At 50.4% G+C, this 19,078-nt stretch carries 12 protein-coding genes; 4 read left to right on the top strand and 8 right to left on the bottom strand.

The window, feature by feature from the left end:
• On the top strand, positions 1-1,137 hold the full coding sequence (locus Q8K39_RS24465) for a glycosyltransferase family 4 protein (protein WP_186955851.1): 1,137 nt from the start codon (positions 1-3) through the stop codon (positions 1,135-1,137).
• A 30-nt stretch (positions 1,138-1,167) separates the two neighbouring features.
• On the opposite strand, the gene Q8K39_RS24470 is transcribed toward Q8K39_RS24465, so the two are convergent.
• Genes Q8K39_RS24470 through Q8K39_RS24480 form a run of 3 tightly spaced genes read right to left on the bottom strand, consistent with a single transcriptional unit; the run spans position 1,168 to position 4,679 of the window.
• Positions 1,168-2,412, bottom strand: coding sequence for an ABC transporter ATP-binding protein (locus Q8K39_RS24470; RefSeq protein ID WP_305263725.1), 1,245 nt, complete (start codon positions 2,410-2,412; stop codon positions 1,168-1,170).
• Complete coding sequence (locus Q8K39_RS24475; protein ID WP_186955849.1) at positions 2,409-3,203, bottom strand: ABC transporter permease; 795 nt, start codon at positions 3,201-3,203, stop codon at positions 2,409-2,411. Before Q8K39_RS24475 ends, Q8K39_RS24470 begins: the two co-directional genes overlap by 4 nt.
• Before the next feature lie 21 nt (positions 3,204-3,224).
• Positions 3,225-4,679 carry a mannose-1-phosphate guanylyltransferase/mannose-6-phosphate isomerase gene (locus Q8K39_RS24480; RefSeq protein WP_305263726.1) on the bottom strand — a complete coding sequence of 485 codons (1,455 nt, stop codon included), beginning with the start codon at positions 4,677-4,679 and terminating at the stop codon, positions 3,225-3,227.
• Positions 4,680-5,005: 326 nt separating this feature from the next.
• On the opposite strand from Q8K39_RS24480, the gene Q8K39_RS24485 reads away from it, so the two are divergent.
• Positions 5,006-6,379, top strand: coding sequence for a bifunctional 2-polyprenyl-6-hydroxyphenol methylase/3-demethylubiquinol 3-O-methyltransferase UbiG (locus Q8K39_RS24485; RefSeq protein WP_305263727.1), 1,374 nt, complete (start codon positions 5,006-5,008; stop codon positions 6,377-6,379).
• A 1-nt stretch (position 6,380) separates the two neighbouring features.
• On the top strand, positions 6,381-9,749 hold the full coding sequence (locus Q8K39_RS24490) for a glycosyltransferase (RefSeq protein WP_305263728.1): 3,369 nt from the start codon (positions 6,381-6,383) through the stop codon (positions 9,747-9,749).
• A 47-nt stretch (positions 9,750-9,796) separates the two neighbouring features.
• On the opposite strand, the gene Q8K39_RS24495 is transcribed toward Q8K39_RS24490, so the two are convergent.
• The 5 genes from Q8K39_RS24495 to Q8K39_RS24515 form a co-directional block, all read right to left on the bottom strand.
• On the bottom strand, positions 9,797-10,774 hold the full coding sequence (locus Q8K39_RS24495; protein WP_305263729.1) for a hypothetical protein: 978 nt from the start codon (positions 10,772-10,774) through the stop codon (positions 9,797-9,799).
• A gap of 12 nt (positions 10,775-10,786) precedes the next feature.
• The gene (locus Q8K39_RS24500; protein WP_305263730.1) at positions 10,787-12,310 is read right to left on the bottom strand and encodes an MBOAT family protein; all 1,524 of its coding nucleotides are present in this window, start codon (positions 12,308-12,310) and stop codon (positions 10,787-10,789) included.
• A gap of 54 nt (positions 12,311-12,364) precedes the next feature.
• Positions 12,365-13,171, bottom strand: a complete 807-nt coding sequence (locus Q8K39_RS24505; RefSeq protein ID WP_186955843.1) for a Crp/Fnr family transcriptional regulator — start codon at positions 13,169-13,171, stop codon at positions 12,365-12,367.
• A gap of 279 nt (positions 13,172-13,450) precedes the next feature.
• Entirely contained in the window at positions 13,451-14,695 is a 1,245-nt protein-coding gene (locus Q8K39_RS24510) for a tetratricopeptide repeat protein (protein ID WP_305263731.1), read from the bottom strand.
• Positions 14,692-16,581: a CHASE2 domain-containing protein gene (locus Q8K39_RS24515; RefSeq protein ID WP_305263732.1), complete on the bottom strand. Its 1,890-nt coding sequence runs from the start codon at positions 16,579-16,581 to the stop codon at positions 14,692-14,694. The genes Q8K39_RS24510 and Q8K39_RS24515 overlap by 4 nt, the downstream gene beginning before the upstream one ends.
• A gap of 434 nt (positions 16,582-17,015) precedes the next feature.
• Between Q8K39_RS24515 and Q8K39_RS24520 the strand changes: the two genes are divergently transcribed.
• Complete coding sequence (locus tag Q8K39_RS24520; RefSeq protein ID WP_305263733.1) at positions 17,016-18,368, top strand: FecR family protein; 1,353 nt, start codon at positions 17,016-17,018, stop codon at positions 18,366-18,368.
• Positions 18,369-19,078 lie beyond the last annotated feature (710 nt).

Genomic DNA, 19,078 nt, shown 5'->3' on the forward strand with positions numbered 1-19,078 from the left:
GTGAAAGTCCTGCATTTCTACCGCACTTATTACCCCGACACCTTTGGTGGCGTTGAGCAAGTCATCCGTCAGATGGCGGTGGGTACGACACGTCTGGGTGTGGAAAATGAAGTGTTGACGCTGACCCGTGATACCGACCGCCCGCTGATAGAATTTGAAGGGCACAAGGTACACCGGGCGCATTTGAATTTTGAAATTGCTTCTACCGGCTTTTCCTGGTCAGCACTTTCACGCTTGGTCGAGCTGGCCAAACAGGCAGATGTGGTGCATTACCATTTCCCCTGGCCATTCATGGACATCGCCCATTTCCTTGGACGCGTCAAGACACCCAGCGTGGTGACTTACCATTCGGATATCGTCAGGCAAAAATATCTGTTGAAGCTGTATGCACCGCTCAAGCATCAGTTTTTGCGCGACGTTAACCGCATCGTTGCCACCTCCCCCAATTACCTGGCGACCAGCCCTACACTGGGTTTATACAAGGACAAGACCGAGGTCATAACCTATGGCCTGGACAATAGTATTTATCCTGTTCCTTCAGCAGAGTTGCTGGACAAGTGGCGTCAGAAAGTGGGAGAAAATTTCTTCCTGTTCGTCGGCATGCTGCGTTACTACAAGGGTTTGCATATCCTGCTGGAAGCGGCTGCAGGCACCAATATCCCAATTGTCATCGTGGGTGATGGGCCGGAAGAAATCGAATTGAAACGCCAGGCAGAAAAGCTGCAATTGAAGAATGTCCATTTTCTTGGTGCCTTGCCAGAGCCGGACAAGGTCGCCTTGCTGACTTTGTGTTTTGCACTGGCTTTCCCTTCGCATCTGCGTTCCGAGGCATTTGGTATTTCCTTGCTGGAAGGTGCCATGTATGGCAAGCCCATGATATCGAGTGAAATAGGCACAGGGACAACGTATATCAATGTTGCGGGCCAGACGGGCCTTGTCGTGCCACCGAGTGATCCGGCTGCCTTCAGGCAGGCTATGGAGTACCTGCTGGCACATCCACAAGAAGCGGCTGAGATGGGCAAGAATGCCCGCCAGCGTTACCTGGATTTATTCACTGCCGAAAAAATGGCGGGACACTATGCCCGCCTGTATCAGGAAGTGATCGACGAAGATCAGCGAAAACATCAGCGCAAATAGGTCTGCGCTTGTCCATCTCTTCGGGTTGTTTTAGCCTGCCTGCAATTTCCTGATTTCAAATTCACCCCTTAGCCAATTGCTGCCGATGAACTCGGGGTGATCGACGTTGATAACATCAAACACCAGCAGGTTATCTGACCATTCATAGTTTTCTTCGAGATGGGTCTGCGCCTTGGTCAGGGCGGTCGTGACAGAGTAAGAGCCAGGACCAAACGGACATTCGAAGGGCAAGATAAACTCGATGATGTCGCCCTTGCGCAATCCATTTTGCACTTGTTTGGTATACCAGGTATTGCTACCCCAGATGATGCTGCCCTGTTTGTCACGCAGCATCAGCCCCAGCACCAGTTCAGGAATATCTTCACGCAGCAGCACTTCTGCCACCAGCTTGATTTTTTGGCCCACATGCGCTGCCGCTAGCACCTGATCGCTGGCCTGGTCGCGCAAGCTCAGCTTGCTCACAGTTGCCATGCCAGTGCCAGAGCGGGTCTGTAACCAACCCTGCTCATTACGGTGCTGTTCTATCCGGAATTTTTCGTTTTCCTTGCGGGCTATCATGGCATTGTAAAAATCCACGACCTCGTCAGGCGCGCCTTGCTTGAGCACGCTGCCCTTGTCGATCAGGATGACATGGTCACAAAGGCTGCGCACTTCTCCCATGCCATGGGTGACCAGGATGATGGAAGTACCTTGTTCCTTGAACTGGCGTATGCGGTCAAAGCTGCGGTGCTGGAAGTAGCTGTCGCCAACAGACAGGATTTCATCAACGATGAGTACATCGGGGCGCACGGCAGTGGCAACCGCAAAGGCCAGGCGCGCCTGCATGCCGCTGGAATACACCCGCAAGGGCTGGTCAAAAAACGCACCAATTTCGGCAAAACCTTCGATGCCTGGCATGAGCTGATCGAGCTGCTCGCCACTCAAGCCCATCAGGCCGCCCGCCATATAGGCATTTTGCCTGCCCGAGAATTCTGGGTTGAAACCCAATCCCAGTTCCAGCATGGCGCTGACGCGGCCAACAACAGAAATATGACCGGTGGTAGGCCTGACTGTGCCCGTGATCATTTTTAGCAAGGTGCTTTTTCCTGCGCCATTCTGACCTATGATGGCGACCGCCTGACCAGCTGGCACATTGAAACTGATGTCACGGTTTGCCCAATATTCATAGGCTGGTTTTACTGGTAATCCTGCCCAGTACATCAGACGTGACAACAAGCCGCTGAACTTGGTGTAGCACTTCCCGACACCGTTCACGCTTAATACAATTTGACTCATAATGCATCCACCAGGTCTGCGCTGGCACGCCGGAAAATCCAGAAAGAGAATAGGAACAAGCCTGATGAAATCAGGGTGGGGATAAGCAAGTCAGCCAGAGCCGGGAATTGCCCGTACAAGAGCGCATTCTGGTAAATCTTGACCATAGGCGTCATGGGATTCAACTTGAGTACCGCGATGAAACGCGGGGGCATATTGTCCATCAGGTAAACCACCGGGGTGAACCAGAACCAGAGTTGCAAGACTATGCCCATGACCTGGCCAACATCCCTGGAAAATACATTCAGCAAGCCAAGTATGATGCCCAGGCCAAATGCCAGCAAGACAATCAGCAACATGCCGAATGGCAGGGCCAGCCAGGCGATGGTTGGCATATGACCAAAGAACAGGAAAACCACGGCAATCGCTGCCAGCAACAGCAAGTGATTGATGAGTGCGCTGCCGCCGACAATCAGGGGCAGGCACAACCTCGGGAAAGAAATTTTTTTCAGGGTATTTGAATAATCAATAAACACGGTAGTGCAGCGGTTCATGATTTCAGCAAACAGGCCCCAGGCCGACATGCCCGCCATCAGGTAAATCGCGTAGGCAGACTTGTTTTCTATATTCGGTATTTTGGTGACCAATACCTCAGACAAGACGATGGCGAAGATCGTGGCTTGTGCCAGGGGATTCAAAATCATCCATAAGGCACCCAGTTTGCTGCGGGCAAAACGGCCAGAGAACTCGGCCTTGATGGACGATACAATAAAATGGCGGTAATGCCAAAGTGAAATGAGTACAGCTTTCAAAACTTGCTTTCTTTGCGGCGATCAGCCTGCGACACGACCATAGATATCATCAAAACGGACGATGTCGTCTTCGCCGAGATAGGCGCCGGATTGTACTTCGATTAATTCCAGATCAGTCTGCCCCGGGTTTTCCAGCCTGTGCTTGACGCCCAGCGGGATGTAGGTGGATTGGTTTGCCACCAGGGTCATCACCTCTTCACCGCGGGTGACCAATGCAGTGCCACTTACCACGATCCAGTGCTCGGCCCGATGATTGTGCATTTGCATGGACAGGCGGCCACCCGGCTTGACGACAATGCGCTTGACCTGGAAATGTTCACCACTATCAACCGAGTCGTAGTGTCCCCATGGGCGGTAGACTTTGCGATGGTTATCGGTCTGAGTATAGTTTTCATCTTTCAGGCGGGTCACGACACGCTTGATGTTTTGGGTATTGGCCTTGTTGGTGACCAGCACGGCGTCTGGTGTCTCGACCACGATCACATCTTCCAGCCCCAGGCAGGCAACCAGACGGCTGTCAGAGATGACGAGACAATTGCGCGAATCTTCCAGCAAGACGTCGCCATGGACGGTATTGCCGTTGGCATCTTTCTCTGAGACTTGCCAGACCGCATCCCAGGCACCAACGTCCGACCAGCCAGCGTTGAAAGGGACAACATAGCCAGGGATATTCAAATCCTTGTCACGGGCCAGTTTTTCCATGACCGCATAATCTATCGAATCGGACGGACATGACAGGAATGCTTCCTTGTCAACTCTGACGAAATCGCAGTCTATGCTGGCTTTGTCCATGGCTTGCTGACAGGCCGCGAACATGGCAGGGTGGAAATGCGCTATGGCTTTTAACCAGGTGCTGGCACGCATCATGAAAATACCGCTATTCCACAGGTGGCGTCCGCCATCAAGGTATTGCTGGGCTACTTCAAGTGCCGGTTTTTCGACAAAGGCTTGCAATTCGAGCACTGCAGCGCCTGGCAAGGCTTCACCTGTCTGTATGTAGCCGTAACCGGTTTCTGGCCTGTCGGGGACTATGCCAAAGGTGACCATGGCCCCTTCTACGGCCTGTTGCAGGCCCTGCTGTATGGCCAGATGGAAGCCCTGCTTGTCATTGATCACATGATCTGCTGGCATGACCAGCAACACGGCATCTTCGGCGTTGCTGACGGCAGACAGGGCCGCCAGTGTCAGGGCAGGGGCAGTATTTCGGCCGGTGGGCTCCAGCAACAAGTTGCAATCGGTAAAACCTGCGACGCGCAATTGTTCTGCTGTGATGAAACGGTATTCTTCATTACAGACCACGATCATTTTCTGGGCAACGCCTATGCTTCCTGAAAAATCGCGTACACGTGTCGCAGTCGCCTGCAGCATGGTTTCTTCACCTATCAGGGCAAGCAATTGTTTCGGGTGTTTTTCACGCGATAGCGGCCACAACCGGGTTCCGGAACCCCCGGAGAGAATGACGGGCTGTAATAACATGGATAACTTTCTTCTTTTTGCCCTCAGGGCAGATTTTATAAAATATAAATAGAATTGTAATATCTAATCAGGAAACTCTGACAGGAGCGGCTTCAGTGTAGACAAGGACTGAATAGGCTACACTAGAAAACCTGGCTGGACCCCTGACGCATCTGGCCGCATCTGGCATCTATAAATTCACATGATGGCGCGGGAACGGAGTTTCATGGAAACGAGCTGGCTACATAAATTCGTCGCAGTTTACATCATCATTTATACTTCAAACCCTTTTAGCGGTCTAAAAACTGATAATTTGCCGCCAATTATGAATAAAACTACCGAATTATATGGCGATAAAAAATAAATCCCAGCCCGAAGCACAGCAACTGGCTGACAAGGCCAGCCTGATACAGCGCAGCAGGCGTAATGCCGTCCCGCAGAAATTAGTTCTCGAACAAGAGAATTTGCCAGCGGATAATGCAATTGAAACAATATCACTCCAGGAAACCATGCCAGAGAAGCACAATGCTGAGGAAAATAATGGTCTGGCCGTACCAGTAAACAGCAGTCAGCCAGCAGCGCCAGTCGGTCTAAGGCAAAAAATCCGCCGCATCCCTGGCCTGGGTTATGCCCTGGCCTGGTGTAATGCCTTGCTGCGCTTGCCGCGCACCCGGTTTCAAACGGAAGTGGATATTGCCAAACTGCAAAGTCAGATTGATGAATTGAACCGGCAACTGGTCAGCCAGGCTCATCATCATCAAGAGCTGAAACAACGTTTCGCCCAATTTGAGTCGCTGAAACTACAGCAACGCATGGACCAGTTCGATGCGCTGGATGTAGGTAACCGCCTGATGCAGTTTGACCGCTTGCACATTGCACGTCAGTTGCGCTCAGTGAATTTGATGATGCGTGCGGGTCTGCAAACTGCCAGTGTGCAGAATACTGGTGCAGTACCAGCAATCGCAGTAGAAGTAAAAGACGTGAATAGCAGTGAGATGTCTGACCTGACACCAGTCAGAAAAGCAGCGGCAGCAGAATTGTCAGCATCTGATTTTGATCAGGACCAGTTTTATCTGGAATTTGAAGCTTTATTCCGCGGTTCGCGTGAAGATATCAAGCAGCGTTTGCAAGTGTATTTACCTTATCTGTCGCATATCAGCAGTCAGCCCAAAGAAGAACGCAAAATGGTCATCGACGTAGGTTGTGGCCGCGGTGAATGGCTGGACTTGCTGGATGAACAAGGCATACCTGCCATGGGTGTGGACATGAATATCTCCATGGTGAATGCTTGCCTGGACCAGGGTTTCCTGGTGCGCCATGCCGATGCGATTGCCTATCTGCGTGAGCAGCCCGCTGGCAGCATAGGTGCAGTGACAGGCTTCCAGATCATAGAGCATTTACCGTTTGAACAATTGATCGCCTTGTTTGATGCCGCTCACCATGCGCTATGCCCTGGTGGCGTGATTATTTTTGAAACCCCGAATCCGGAAAATCTCAAAGTAGGGTCTTGTAACTTCTATTTCGATCCTACCCATTTGCATCCTATCGTCCCGCAAGTGGCAGAGTTCATGGCAAGGCAGCGCGGTTTTTCTCATGCAGAGATTTTGCGCCTGCATCCTTATCCTGATGATCATATGCTGGCTGGTGGCAGTGAGGTCGAAGCACTGCTCAACAAGGAATTATTCGGTCCTCAGGATTACGCAGTCATAGGTCGTAAATAAGATGCAGATACATCAATTCAGTCCCTCCTGCGGCAAGGGTGATGGCGTCAGTAATGGCATGTTTTTTACCCGCGGCCTGCTGCGGGAAATGGGATACACATCGCATATTTATTGCGATCTGGTGCAAGACGAAGTGCGTGATGAAGTGCTGTCCATCAGCGAATTGCAACTCTCCAGTGAGGATATCTTGCTGGTACATCACAGCCTGGGTTACGAAAATTCAGCCTGGTTGAAAGATATCAAGGCACGCAAGGTACTGGTCTATCACAATATTACCCCACCACAGTTTTTGCCTGACAATGGCTTGCCTGAACTGAGTATTCTGGGGCGTCAGCAATTGGGCTTATGGGCGCAGGATTTCCAGGCGGCCATAGGTGATTCGGAATTGAATAGTTCTGAACTGCGCGCCGCCAATTATGCCAATGTCGTGACTATTCCCTTGCTGGTGGATGTGACGCGCTGGCAGCAGCATGCGTATAACACCAGCCTGATGAACAGTTTGCGCGGCGCGCATAATATATTATTTGTCGGACGTTTATGTGAGCATAAACATCAGTTGCAATTGCTGGAGATGTTCAATGAACTGCGACATTTTTCCAGCCAGCCGGTACGCCTGATACTGGCAGGTGGCGTGACCAGCCTGCCGTATCAGGAAGAGGTGCGTGCACGCATCACGGCCATGCAACTCAATGGCCAAGTGCTGATGACAGGTAAAGTTTCGGAAGAAGATTTGCTGGCCTTGTACCGTAGTGCCGATGCCTATGTCAGCCTGAGTGAGCACGAAGGTTTTGGCATGCCGCTGATAGAAGCCATGCTGCATGATGTCCCTGTGATTGCGCGTGCCACTGCAGGCGTGACCGACACCATGGGTAAAGCCGGTATTTTGCTGGATGCCAATGTCGGTCCGGCACAGTGTGCTGCCCATGTGCAGATGGTATTGAGTGAACCTGCCTTGCGTCGCAGCCTCATCACCGGGCAGCGAGAAAATATCCAGCGTTTTTCACGGGAACAGATCAAGGCAAATCTGCAGGCATTCTTGCAGACGCTCGGGGTGCCCATGCCGTCCGGGCAGGTAAATTCCATCGAGAAGTCTCCGTCATTGTGGCAGATCGAAGGCCCCTTTGATTCCAGCTATAGCCTGGCAATCGTGAACCGTGAATTGGCGCGCGCACTGTCATCGCAACAAGAGTCATCTGATATGCAACTGGGTTTGCGTAGTCGCGAGGGGCATGGCGATTTTCCCGCGTCTACAGAATTTTTGGCAGCAAATCCCGATATCGCGGCCATGCAAGATATCAGCAAAAACAGCTTCGTCATGCCTGATGTGGCTTTGCGCAATTGTTACCCACCAACGCTGGATGATATGCAGGCCAGGGTCAGGGTAGTCAATTCTTATGGCTGGGAAGAAACCGGTTTTCCGCAAGAATTTGTCAATGAATTCAATCGCAAGCTGGACCTGGTGCTGGTGGTATCACGTTTTGTCGGCAAGGTCTTGCGCGACAATGGCGTGCGTGTACCTATTGCCGCAGTTGGCAATGGCGTTGATCATCTGCTGAGAGTGGCTGCCGCACCTGTTCCGGCAGCTTTACTGAATGGCTTGAAAACCTATCGTTTCCTTCATGTGTCTTCCTGTTTCCCGCGCAAAGGACCGGATGCCTTGTTGCTCGCTTATGGGCAGGCATTCAGGGATAGTGATGATGTCAGCTTGGTCATCAAGACTTTCCCAAATCCGCATAATGATGTGACTGAACAGCTTGCAGCCTTGCAGGAGGCAGATCCACATTTTCCCCATGTGCAAGTCATCATGGACGATTACAGCCAGGCGCAAATGCGCGGCTTGTATGAAGTATGCAATGCCGTTGTCGCACCAAGTCGCGGCGAAGGTTTTGGTTTGCCGGTGGCCGAAGCCATGCTGTTAAAATTGCCGGTGATTGCCACGGCCTGGAGCGGGCAAATGGATTTCTGTAATGAGAGCAGAGTATGGTTATGTGACTACCAATTCGCCAAATCGACTTCGCATTTCAGTGCCGTGCATTCAGCCTGGGCTGACCCTGATGTTGATCATTTGAGCGCCCTGATGAAGGAAGTATATGCCAGCCCGGCTGATGTGGTCGCCACCAAAACAGCGGCGGCCCATGCCTATATCTCAGAAAATTATGCCTGGGCTGATGTCGCCAATAGATCGCGGCAGGCTGTTGCGGCACTGGAACAGCAGCCCTTGCTCCGCAAGGAGCCACGCATAGGCTGGATCAGCACCTGGAATGCGCGTTGTGGTGTGGCTTCCTATTCAGCTTTTTTGACGGCTGGTATCCCTGCTGACAGGATAGTTTATCTGAGCAGTCACGTCCCAGAGAGAACCGCGCGTGATGCAGATAATGTCATCCGTGCCTGGGACGCCAGCATGGATGAAGATCTGGAATACGTCCATCTTGCCATACACGAGCAGCAGCTGGATGCCATTGTCATTCAATATAATTTTGGTTTCTTTTCACTTACCGCATTGGCTGATCTGATTTGCCGTGTGAAGGATGCCGGTAAAGCTGTATATGTCTTCTTTCACTCCACAGCAGATGTGCAGCGTGATGAAGGCTTGATTTCTCTCAAGGCGATCGCCAGCCAGTTGCGACTGGCTGACCGCTTGTACGTGCATGGTATTGATGACATGAACCGGCTCAAGGGATATGGCGTGCATGAAAACCTGCTGTTTTTCCCACAGGGTTTGATGCCTACCCTGGATGATGCTGTTGCCAGAGTCGATGCCCGTCACTTGCAAGGGAAAACCGTGATTGCGGCCTATGGTTTCCTCTTGCCACACAAGGGCATACAGGCATTGATCAAGGCTTTTGCTCTATTGCGCGAGCAGGAGGGCGGTGCGCAATATCATTTATTGCTGGTGACTTCACTTTACCCGGTAGGTTTGTCGGAAGGTGAATATCATTTGTGCCGCAAGCTCATGTATGAATCGAACCTGGACGCGCATGTGACTTTCCTGGCTGATTACCTGACGGATGAAGTCAGCCAGTCCTGGTTGCAGCAAGCTGATTTGATTGTCTATCCATATCAAAAGACCCAGGAGTCGTCCAGCGCTGCCGTGCGCATGGGTCTGGCATCTGGTCGCCCGGTGGCAGTCACGCCACTGTCAATTTTTGATGATGTGAAAGATGCGGTACATGTCTTGCCAGGCACGGGGCCAGCAGAAATCGCCGAAGGTATTGCAGCAATCTTGAGCGACCCGCAAAAGATGAAGGCGAAGGCATTACAGGCGAAAACCTGGACTGCGACCAGACAATGGCCAGCCCTGTCTCGACGATTATTGAATACGATAGACGGTATCGCGAATGCGTTGGATATTGAAATTGGTCGCTTGTAGAAAATAAGCAGACTCAAAGAAAACGGCGGATCTCATTCCGCCGTTTTTTATTGTTTGTCACAAGCAGTTTTTTCGCGGGCTTGCAGCAGGGCGATCAGTTTTGCTGTGTGTTTTTCTCTGGCCCAGTCTTGCAGGTGGTGGTCGGTATCGAAAAACCAGCTTTCTTCGTACATGAAATCCCTCGGTTTTCCCAGATATTCCAGACCTAGTTTGTTGATACGCGCTGGCAAGCCGGTATAAAAAATCTGGTCTTCCACATCGCTATCGTATTTTGCATGGTGCAGTAATACGGTGGGCATGGCGATGACGCAGATGTTATTGGCTTTGGCCCATTGCGCATAGTTTTCCATTAGCTTCCAGCCACCAGTTTCTGTCGCAGCCCTGTGGCCATAGTCCCAGGCTTTGGCGACTTTCAGCGCGGCTATATCACCTGCGCTGCGCTCGGCGGGACTGGAGTGAGTCTGGTCGCCGCGAGCATCCAAATGATGAGCGCCATAGGTGCCACTGGTCACCGGACTATCTGGAAGATGGCGCAATCCATGCAGCCAGCGTTCTGGCCCCAGCCCGGCGGCATACTGCAATTGCTGCAAGCGTGTCAGGCTGCGCCAGTAATCAAGGTCCCTTGCCATGACATAGTCGATGACTTGTGAATTAGCTTTGCCAGCATCAAGATAGAGCGCATATTCCATGGGCATGAGTATGATGTCGCCAGGACGGGCGATGCGACGTGATACATCCAGTATATACGGCAAGCCCAGACCTGCATTCACAGCAAGATTAATGACCGGCTTTTGCCAGAAATTTTCCAGCATGCCGGAATCTATGCCAAACATGGCATTCGAACCCGCGACGACCAGTACACGCGGTGTGTTGACTGCTTGTGCGGCGTGAATCTTGTGCTGATAGGCATCGTAGACCCAGCGTGAACTGGCAGTAGCTGCACCGAGCTGGTATTTGATGCCGACTACCCACAGTATGCTGAGTATCAGGAAACTGCCAGTCATGGTGAGCAAGAATTTTTTCATGTTCTCGCTCGCTCAGAAATTAAAATACAAAAATTCTGTGGCTGGCCTGACGGCCATCCATTTCAACGCGAACCACAGGCATACGCCGGCGATAATGCCGAGTGCCATCTGCCTTCGTTCACTGAGCTGGCTGACTGCGACATTCGGGCTGGGGTCGTATTTCAATAGCTGCGTCGTATTCGGCAAAAACCAGACGATGGCCATGCCTATACTTATCCACAGCCAGCCTGCATCTACTGAGGTACTCAGCAGGGCTTCTGCCACGTGAGCTATATTTTGCCAGGGCAGGGTAGGCAGACGCGTGCCTGAGTCGGGCTGCAGCATGGCTGCATACATATGACCTGCACTAGCCATATCCGGTGCCCTGAACAATACCCAGGCAAAAGCGACCAGGATAAAGGTCACTACGATGCTGAGGGCTGCAGGTAGTTTATTCCATACTGCACGCAATCTAGCGTTGCCTTGTAAAACATAGTGCCAGAAATGATTGAGCAGCAACATGCTGCCATGCAGGGCTCCCCACAAAAAGAAGTTCCAGCCTGCGCCATGCCATATGCCCGCCAATAACATCGTCAGCCAGAGATTGCGGTAGCGTTTGAACTGCCCGTGGCGATTGCCACCCAAAGGAATATACAAGTAGTCGCGCAAAAAACTCGACAATGTCATGTGCCAGCGTCGCCAGAAATCGATGATGGAAGTTGCTTTGTAAGGCGAGAAGAAATTGACTGGCAGCTTAAAACCAAACATCAATGCCAGGCCTATGGCCATGTCTGAATAGGCTGAAAAATCAAAATACAATTGCAGGCTGTAGGCCAGCATGGCTTGCCAGGCCGCTTCGCCACCAGGTGTGGTGTGTCTGGCCAACTCAAATACCGGGCTGGCATAGCGTGCCATGCTGTCTGCCAGTATGGCTTTTTTGAACAAGCCCAATGCCAGAAATGCAGCACCCGTAATCAGCGCTTCCTGTTGCCCGAAAAGTGGATTTTCATCTACCCTGGTTTGTGCAATCAGGGGCTTGTGGTGGACGATGGGGCCAGCGATCAGTTGCGGGAAAAAGGAGACAAAAAACAGATAGTCGAGGACATTGTGTCGGTGGACATCACCACGCCTGCAATCTACCAGATAAGCGATTTTCTGGAAGGTCACAAAGGAAATGGCCAGCGGCAAAACCACAGGGTCTATGGGGGGGGCGGCATGAAAAACGGCAAACAAATTTGCCAGCAGGAAGTAAGTGTATTTGAAGCCACAGAGCATCAATAAATTGAAACCTATGCCAGCTTTCATCCAGCGGCTGGCTAGGTTATCGTTTTGCTGTTGCCTCGCCTGTAGTATGCGACCACCCAGCCAGAAATTGGTACTGATGGAGCCTAAAAGCACGGCCAGATAGCGCACATCCCAGACTGCATAAAAGATCAGGGAGGCCAGTACCAGCCAGCCCAGTGCCAGTCTTAGTCCGCCTGTTTTTTTACACAGCCACCACACTGCCAGGGTAATGGGCAGGAAAAGAAACAGGAATTCAAAAGAATTAAATAACATCGTGAGCTAGTAAGCTGGTGAATTGGCTAGTGCAGTATCAGGCCTTGCCCTGATTCAGCTTGCGCCCAGCGCCAGTTTTTGCAGTTCGTCGGGTTTGCGTATAATGAGGCGGTGCAAGTCTTTCTCGACTATGCCCTGTTGCGCAAGATGCAAGAGCGCTCGGGTAACAGTTTCCCGGCTGGTGTTGATCATCATGGCGATGTCCTGATGGGTGGGCAGGTTTTCTATGACTTCCAGATTACCCGGCATGGTTTTTTTAAATAGGGCAATAAAGGCATAGATGCGCCGGGAGGTATTGCTGATACTCAGCAAGGCACGGAATTCTGAATCGCGCTGAATTTTTTCTGCCAGATGGCGCAACATCATGTTTGCCATGGCAGGCGAATGGGAAAAAAGATGCATGGCCGTGGCACTTGGTAAAAAGCCGACCAGTACATTACTCAAAGCGACCACCGAGGCAGAGCGTGGCGTGCCATTGATGATGGCTATTTCACCAAAGAAGTCACCCTCCTTGAGCATGCGCAAACCAATGGCGCGGCCGTCTTCAGTTACATCAACAACTTGCAATTGCCCTGACAACAAGAACAGCAGGCTGTCGCCGATACCGCCCTTTTGCAATACCACATCACGCTTGTTGAAGTGACGCACGCGCATGTCGGCCTTGACCTTGTTCATGTCTTCATCGCTGAGGCCCATCAACAGGGGGATATTGCGCAAGTTGACCGTGATCTGGTTAACTTTAACCTGTACTTTGGTTTGAATCGGAATATTTAATTGCAGTTGTCCAGGCGTGAGTGGTGGAGACTCCGCGCTCGGTGCCTTGTTGTGGATCACAGCAACTTCATTATTTGATACCGTCATTGGTCAATCCAATTTTGAAGACTGGCCTTTGCGCTTCTGTGCGCAGCAACTGGTCATTCGTTCTCAATATATTCTGTGTCAGCGTTAATGACAGATGGTGACAGCGGGTCATCAATTCAAATTGCGGGCATATTCATCGCTCGTCAACTTGTGTTCAGATTTTGCTTATTCTACCGGGCTCTCATTTTCCTCATGTTGTTTGCTGTAATTCATGCTGCATGAGTATGCATGGAATAAAAGAGGACGGCAGGAACTTGAACCATGCTCTCTATCCCTGACTTAGAAATTTTGCCATTGCCAGCTTAACTGCAGGGTTTTGCTATTGTATTGAAGGATGGATATATTTTCCTTGTTATTTGTGGCGCGAAACTCCAGTTGCAGGACCTGGTTGTTTGTCACATACCAGTTCATGGCAGCTTTTAAGGTCTGTATACGCTGTCGTCTTGCCACATCAATCAGGTTGGGTGAGTAAATTCCCTCACTTTGCCAAAGTTGCTGGCTCCAGCCCAATTCCAGTTCACTGCGCTGGGATAGCTGGCGTCTCAGTGTCAAATTACCATAATAGCCGTCTCTATGACCACCCAGGCGATTTGCATGGGCGCGGTCTGCCAGATAGGCGACGCCAGCTTGTAGCTGGAATTTCTCAGCTTCATAGTTTGCAAGGCCACGCAATTCCCATGTGTGACCATCAAAATTGCGCAAAGTCGGGTACTGCACATTGGTGTAAGCTGCTATGGTACTGAAACGCCATGGGCTGGCTTGCATGGTGGGCAGCATCAGGCGCAATTGCGCTACTTCCTGTTTCTGATACAGCGTGCCGCCCAAAGTCAGGATGCTGGCCATGGCCGTGCCTTTGACGCTGTAGTCACGCCATTTCCAGGGGTGTTCCAGGCCCGCAGCCAGCGCCAGCGTGTTATACGAGGTCATGGCATCATAGCTGCGCGCACGCACTTGTGCGAAGCCCAGGGTCCCCTCTTTCGCCAATTCAGTAGAGATATTCGCTGATATAGTCGCAAAACGATCAGCCTTAGGCTGATATTCTGGCAATAGCACCAGTTCCTTTTGTTCTGTACCACTGCCGAAGATGAAGGTGGGGTTACTGGCCCCCTGATTGACATTGGTGTCATAGCCTACTTCCAGGCTGAGCGACATATGTTTTTTGCGTGAGCGCACCTTGCACTCCTTGGGCTGCAAGATATCCAGTTTCTGCACTTGATCTTCGGACAGCGGCAAGCTTTGCTTCATTTTCAAAAACAAACGGTCCGCCTCGGCCTTGTTGCCGAGTTCACATTGCAACATAGCCAATTCCAGCCACGCGCCTGCATGCTGGGGAATTTTTTCTATCAAATTGCTCAGTATGGCCTTGGCTTCATCATGGCGCTTTTCGCTGATGGCCTTCAGGGCGCCTAAATACAGGCTGTCACTGTCAGCCTCTTCCAGGGTCGTTCCGGCATAGACCTTGCCGAATGAGGTCAGCAATAGCATCAGAGGCAAAAAACGCAGATAACTGCCTTTTCTCCTCATAGCATTACCTCGACTGTGTAAATCGTAGTTGGTTTTTCCTTGCCCTTGAGTAAACGCTCGCCTAATGGCTGGAAGACATGCCTGGTCGAGCTCTCCACGGTTCCTTTGCCGATGATGATGTCATGCGGGAAGTGGCGCGCAGCGTCTTCCAGGCGTGAGGCGGTATTCACACTATCTCCGACAGCAGTGTAGATACTGCGGAATGAGCTGCCAAAGTCTCCTGCAATGGCAATGCCGCTTTCTATTCCTATCCTGACTCTAATCTTCTTTCTCCCTTGTTGCTCGTATAGCTGACTTAATTTCCTGACGTTTCTTACTATTTCTATGGCTGCATCCAGCGCCAGGTCAGCGTGGTTTTCTACTGGCAAGGGGGCACCCCAGAATGCCACCAGACCATCACCTGTATATTTGTCCAGAGTGCCGCCTTTTTCCAGCACGGGTGCAGTCAGGCACTCCAAAAACTCCCTTGTCAGGCTGGCTGCTTCTTCCATGGACAAGTTTTCAACCTGACTGGTATACCCTTCCATATCAGCAATCAGTGTCGTGACATGCAACTGACGCGGTGCCAGCGGATCTTTCAAGTCACTGCGCAGCAATTCCTGCACGACTGCCTTGGCGACATATTGTTGCAGGGTTCCCAGCAGCCTGCGTGATTTGCGCTGTGCCGTTTGCCAGCCAAATGGTACGGCAACAGCCAGTAAAAAAAAGTTCGTTACCAGGGGGCTGACAGGTGAAAACCACATATCGTGATCAACCACCAGGTAAGCTAGTGCCATCCAGACTGCCGAGGCCACTCCCAGCATCAATGTATTCGCCAGCGCTGAGAACCGTGGAAACATAAATACAGCAATACCTGCAGTCAGGGCGCTGAAGAGCAGGGCAATCCAGCGTCCTGGCCATTTAACATAGTGCTGGCCCTCTTCTTCATCCAGCATGGTCGTCAAGGCTTGCGCATGCACCAGAAAACCGCTGGTTGAAGACAGCAAGGGCGTTGGCACACGATCCGCCAGACTCAAGGACGACGAACCGATAATAATATACTTGCCATGCAAGGATTCCAGCGGTGTAGTGCCCTGCAAAACGCTGAGCGCAGGCACAACTTCATATGATGTCAGGGTCCGGCTGTAATCCACCCGTGCGAAGCCATTTTCATCAACATCGGAAAACCGGCTATTGCTGCCAAATACCTTATCTGTCTTTCTTCCTGAACAGCATTGCAACAAGACACGTGACAAGGCATCGTAAACTTTATTGTCAAAGCGTGTCTGAACAGGAATCCGGCGTAAAGTTCCGTCCTGGTCAGGTACAAAGCCAATATTGCCTATATACCTGGCATCACCCAACCCGGCATGATTGGCAATAAAACCTGTAGCCTGCGCCATGTGAGTCAGATCTGTCTGGCTAAAAGTGGCGGCAGGCACGCCACCTATCAGTTGGCCGTTGCGGGCAGGTGTGGTTTTATTTTTGTGAAAATCAAAGGCCTGTGCCAGCACCACCGGACCATGGGCGGCCAGCACGGCCAGGCGCTGGTCGCCAACGGTATCTTGCTGCTTCTCAAAATAGATATCGAGCGCAACGCCACGAACATTGAAGTCGGCGATCAGTTTCTCTATCAGATCGGCGATACGCTCTCTGGGCCAGGGAGTAGCACCAAGCACGGATATACTATGATCATCAATATCAATCAGAGCCAGCCGTTCTTCCGGCAAGTCTTTAGCACGTAGTTGTGCATAATGGTCACGCAGCCAGTTATCACCAGTAAACAGACGCTGGCTTTCAGGCAGCCATTGATTGACTGCGCACAAACTGACTGCCAGTGCGGCAATGACCAACCACAAATAAGTTTTTGCCGGGGTGCGCAAAAAAATCCCGAAAGCGTGCCTCATGTTTGCGAGAGAGTGTCCGTTGAATTGTTCAATGTGCAATGAGGCGAATGGGAATAGATTTCGATCAAAATAATTTCGGCTGCATCATAAGCTGAAATCAAAAAAAATGTTGGGTTTTATGCATCGCATCTTGAGCTAAATGCATATCCGCAAGAAATTATCAAAATTATCTGTAGCCTGCTAAAGTTCGTGTTTATTTGCTTGATTAAGGCTGGTTTGGCTCCAGCAGTTCAGGCTATCTATAATAAACCTACTGTTTTCAATGGCTTAGCAAAAAAATGTTATAGTAACTGGAAATCGTAAATTGTGACCGTCATCACAATATTTTTTATTTATCAGTGGATAATGGTAAATGTAAAAATGAGGTTTAACTGGGGCAATGTGTACTCAGTGGGAAGTATTTTGCTGTTTCTTTCAGCAAGCAAGGATGAAATATGAAGACTCGAACAGATAATTTGTCAGGAAACTTTCTCAGGTGGATATTGCTATCCCTGATGGCTGTTCCCGTATTCGCATTTGCAGAAGATGCTGCAAAGGTAACGGCGATCTGGGGTAAGGTTCAGATCAATGGCAAACCTGCAACTGTGGATAGTCAGATTTCAGAAAATACCAGCATCAAAACTGGGGCAGATGGTTATATCTATCTGAAAACCCTGGACGATGGCATGCTCATCGTGCGCCCGAATAGCGAAGCGCGCATCGTTAGCTACCATGTGGATAAAAAAGATCCCTCGAATACGCGCATCAAGCTTGAACTGGTTTCTGGCGTGGCACGTAGTGTTTCAGGCAATGCCGTCAAGCTGGCAAGGCAGAATTTCCGCTTTAATACGCCAGTTGCCGCCATTGGTGTAAGGGGCACAGACTTCATCGTATCCACGACGGCGGACGTGACAAGGGTCGTGGTATTGGAAGGTGGTGTCGTTGTCAGTGGCTTTGATGGAGCGTGTTCTCCACAGGGTGGCGGCCCTTGCGAAGGTATCAGTGCAACAGAATTGTTTGCTCGCCAGCAAGGATTGTTGCTGCAAATTAATAAAGGACAGAGCAAACCACAACTCTTGCAATCTGCACCGGGCATCTTGCCCGATTCTTTGGCACCTCCAAGATCTGATGAGCCAGGTAGCAAGACTCTGGGAGCCAGCAATAATACCAATGTGTCAGCCGCAATCGACCCCAATCTTGATCCAAACAAGGCTGGTGGAGTTCAGCAGACACTGGTAAATAACAAGCCTTCAACTGGCACGGGCAACCCGGGTGGACAAGTCGCACTGGCAAACACCATCATCTGGGGTCGCTATTTTGAACTGTTTGGCCAAAAGGCAGAAATTGATCTCAAGAAACAGGACGAGAGCCAAAATGCCAATCTCGGGACCAATAAATATTTTGCGGTATATCGTGCCAAAGATGCAGAGTGGCAGGTGCCGACTACCGGTAGCCTGGGGTTTGCATTGAAAGACAGTCAGGCACTTGTTGTCGATAATGTCAAGAGCCTTGAGTCAGCAGCAAAACTGGAAAATGGCAAATTGCAACTGGACTTTGCCAGCGCAACTTTTACGACAGGATTTGATGTAATTTCCGGTAATGAAAAATTTGCCTTGCGGGGTGAGGGTAGCGTCACCAGTGGTGGTGTTTTGTATGGCGTCAACCAACAGATGCCATCAGCAAATATGTCAGTACAAGGCGTAGTGACTGCAGAAAAAGGCGGGACTGCATCTTATGTCTTCCAGTCCAAGCTGGATGAAGACGGCAAGCGCATGGTTTACGGTGTCACCTATTGGAGCAAACGATGACAGAGTGATTGCCTACTGTATTTTTATGGCAATTATTTATGCTTGGGTTTTGTATCAGCTTGTAAAAAGTAATATCTTGCTGGATAGAAAAATGGGGGGTGCTTCTTCGGAAGCCCCCCTTTTTTTATGTTTGCCGTATTTGCATTGCCATGGTGATTTTCAGACCTGCAGGGGGGCTTAATAGAGGAAATGAATTGGAAGATAAATACTGTATTGATGCTTTGCTACCTATATAAATGATGTTGTTCCCATCGAAGCTGATAAATTATTTAGTAATTTGGTGTAACGAAATATTCATTTTGGTTTACTTCCGGGGAAGTCGTATAATTGTAGGTTGGCAAAGTCACATCTAGACTTTTCATTTGAAAGCTGTTTCTGCAGAGCTAATGAAAAATCTGGAATAGCAAAGCCAAATGTTGTTGAATCTTGCTTTTTTTTGAAAATGTGATTTCGGTCACATCTTCGATTGGGTGCTTCTGCGATTATCTGCTTGCCGTAACGCGAGTAGGTGCCTAAAAAGCAAGCTTCGCACTTTTTAAATCATAAATCAGGAGTTCTAAATGGCCAATACAGCAGCAGATATCCAAAAGCTTTACATCGCTTACTTCAATCGCCCAGCAGACCCAAGTGGCCTGGCATACTGGATGGCGCAAAGCTTCACACTGAACCAAATCGCTGACAGCTTCTCCAAGCAAGCAGAATATGCAACA

The sequence above is a fragment of the Undibacterium sp. genome, assembly GCF_030683615.1.
In the GTDB taxonomy this organism is placed as follows: domain Bacteria; phylum Pseudomonadota; class Gammaproteobacteria; order Burkholderiales; family Burkholderiaceae_D; genus Undibacterium; species Undibacterium umbellatum.

Excerpts from the sequence above, each read along its gene's own strand:
- Q8K39_RS24505 (WP_186955843.1), bottom strand. The coding sequence starts at position 13,171 with ATGACGGTATCAAATAATGAAGTTGCTGTGATCCACAACAAGGCACCG.
- Q8K39_RS24515 (WP_305263732.1), bottom strand. The coding sequence starts at position 16,581 with ATGAGGCACGCTTTCGGGATTTTTTTGCGCACCCCGGCAAAAACTTAT.
- Q8K39_RS24490 (WP_305263728.1), top strand. The coding sequence starts at position 6,381 with ATGCAGATACATCAATTCAGTCCCTCCTGCGGCAAGGGTGATGGCGTC.
- Q8K39_RS24495 (WP_305263729.1), bottom strand. The coding sequence starts at position 10,774 with ATGAAAAAATTCTTGCTCACCATGACTGGCAGTTTCCTGATACTCAGC.
- Q8K39_RS24470 (WP_305263725.1), bottom strand. The coding sequence starts at position 2,412 with ATGAGTCAAATTGTATTAAGCGTGAACGGTGTCGGGAAGTGCTACACC.
- Q8K39_RS24520 (WP_305263733.1), top strand. The coding sequence starts at position 17,016 with ATGAAGACTCGAACAGATAATTTGTCAGGAAACTTTCTCAGGTGGATA.
- Q8K39_RS24510 (WP_305263731.1), bottom strand. The coding sequence starts at position 14,695 with ATGAGGAGAAAAGGCAGTTATCTGCGTTTTTTGCCTCTGATGCTATTG.
- Q8K39_RS24500 (WP_305263730.1), bottom strand. The coding sequence starts at position 12,310 with ATGTTATTTAATTCTTTTGAATTCCTGTTTCTTTTCCTGCCCATTACC.
- Q8K39_RS24485 (WP_305263727.1), top strand. The coding sequence starts at position 5,006 with ATGGCGATAAAAAATAAATCCCAGCCCGAAGCACAGCAACTGGCTGAC.
- Q8K39_RS24480 (WP_305263726.1), bottom strand. The coding sequence starts at position 4,679 with ATGTTATTACAGCCCGTCATTCTCTCCGGGGGTTCCGGAACCCGGTTG.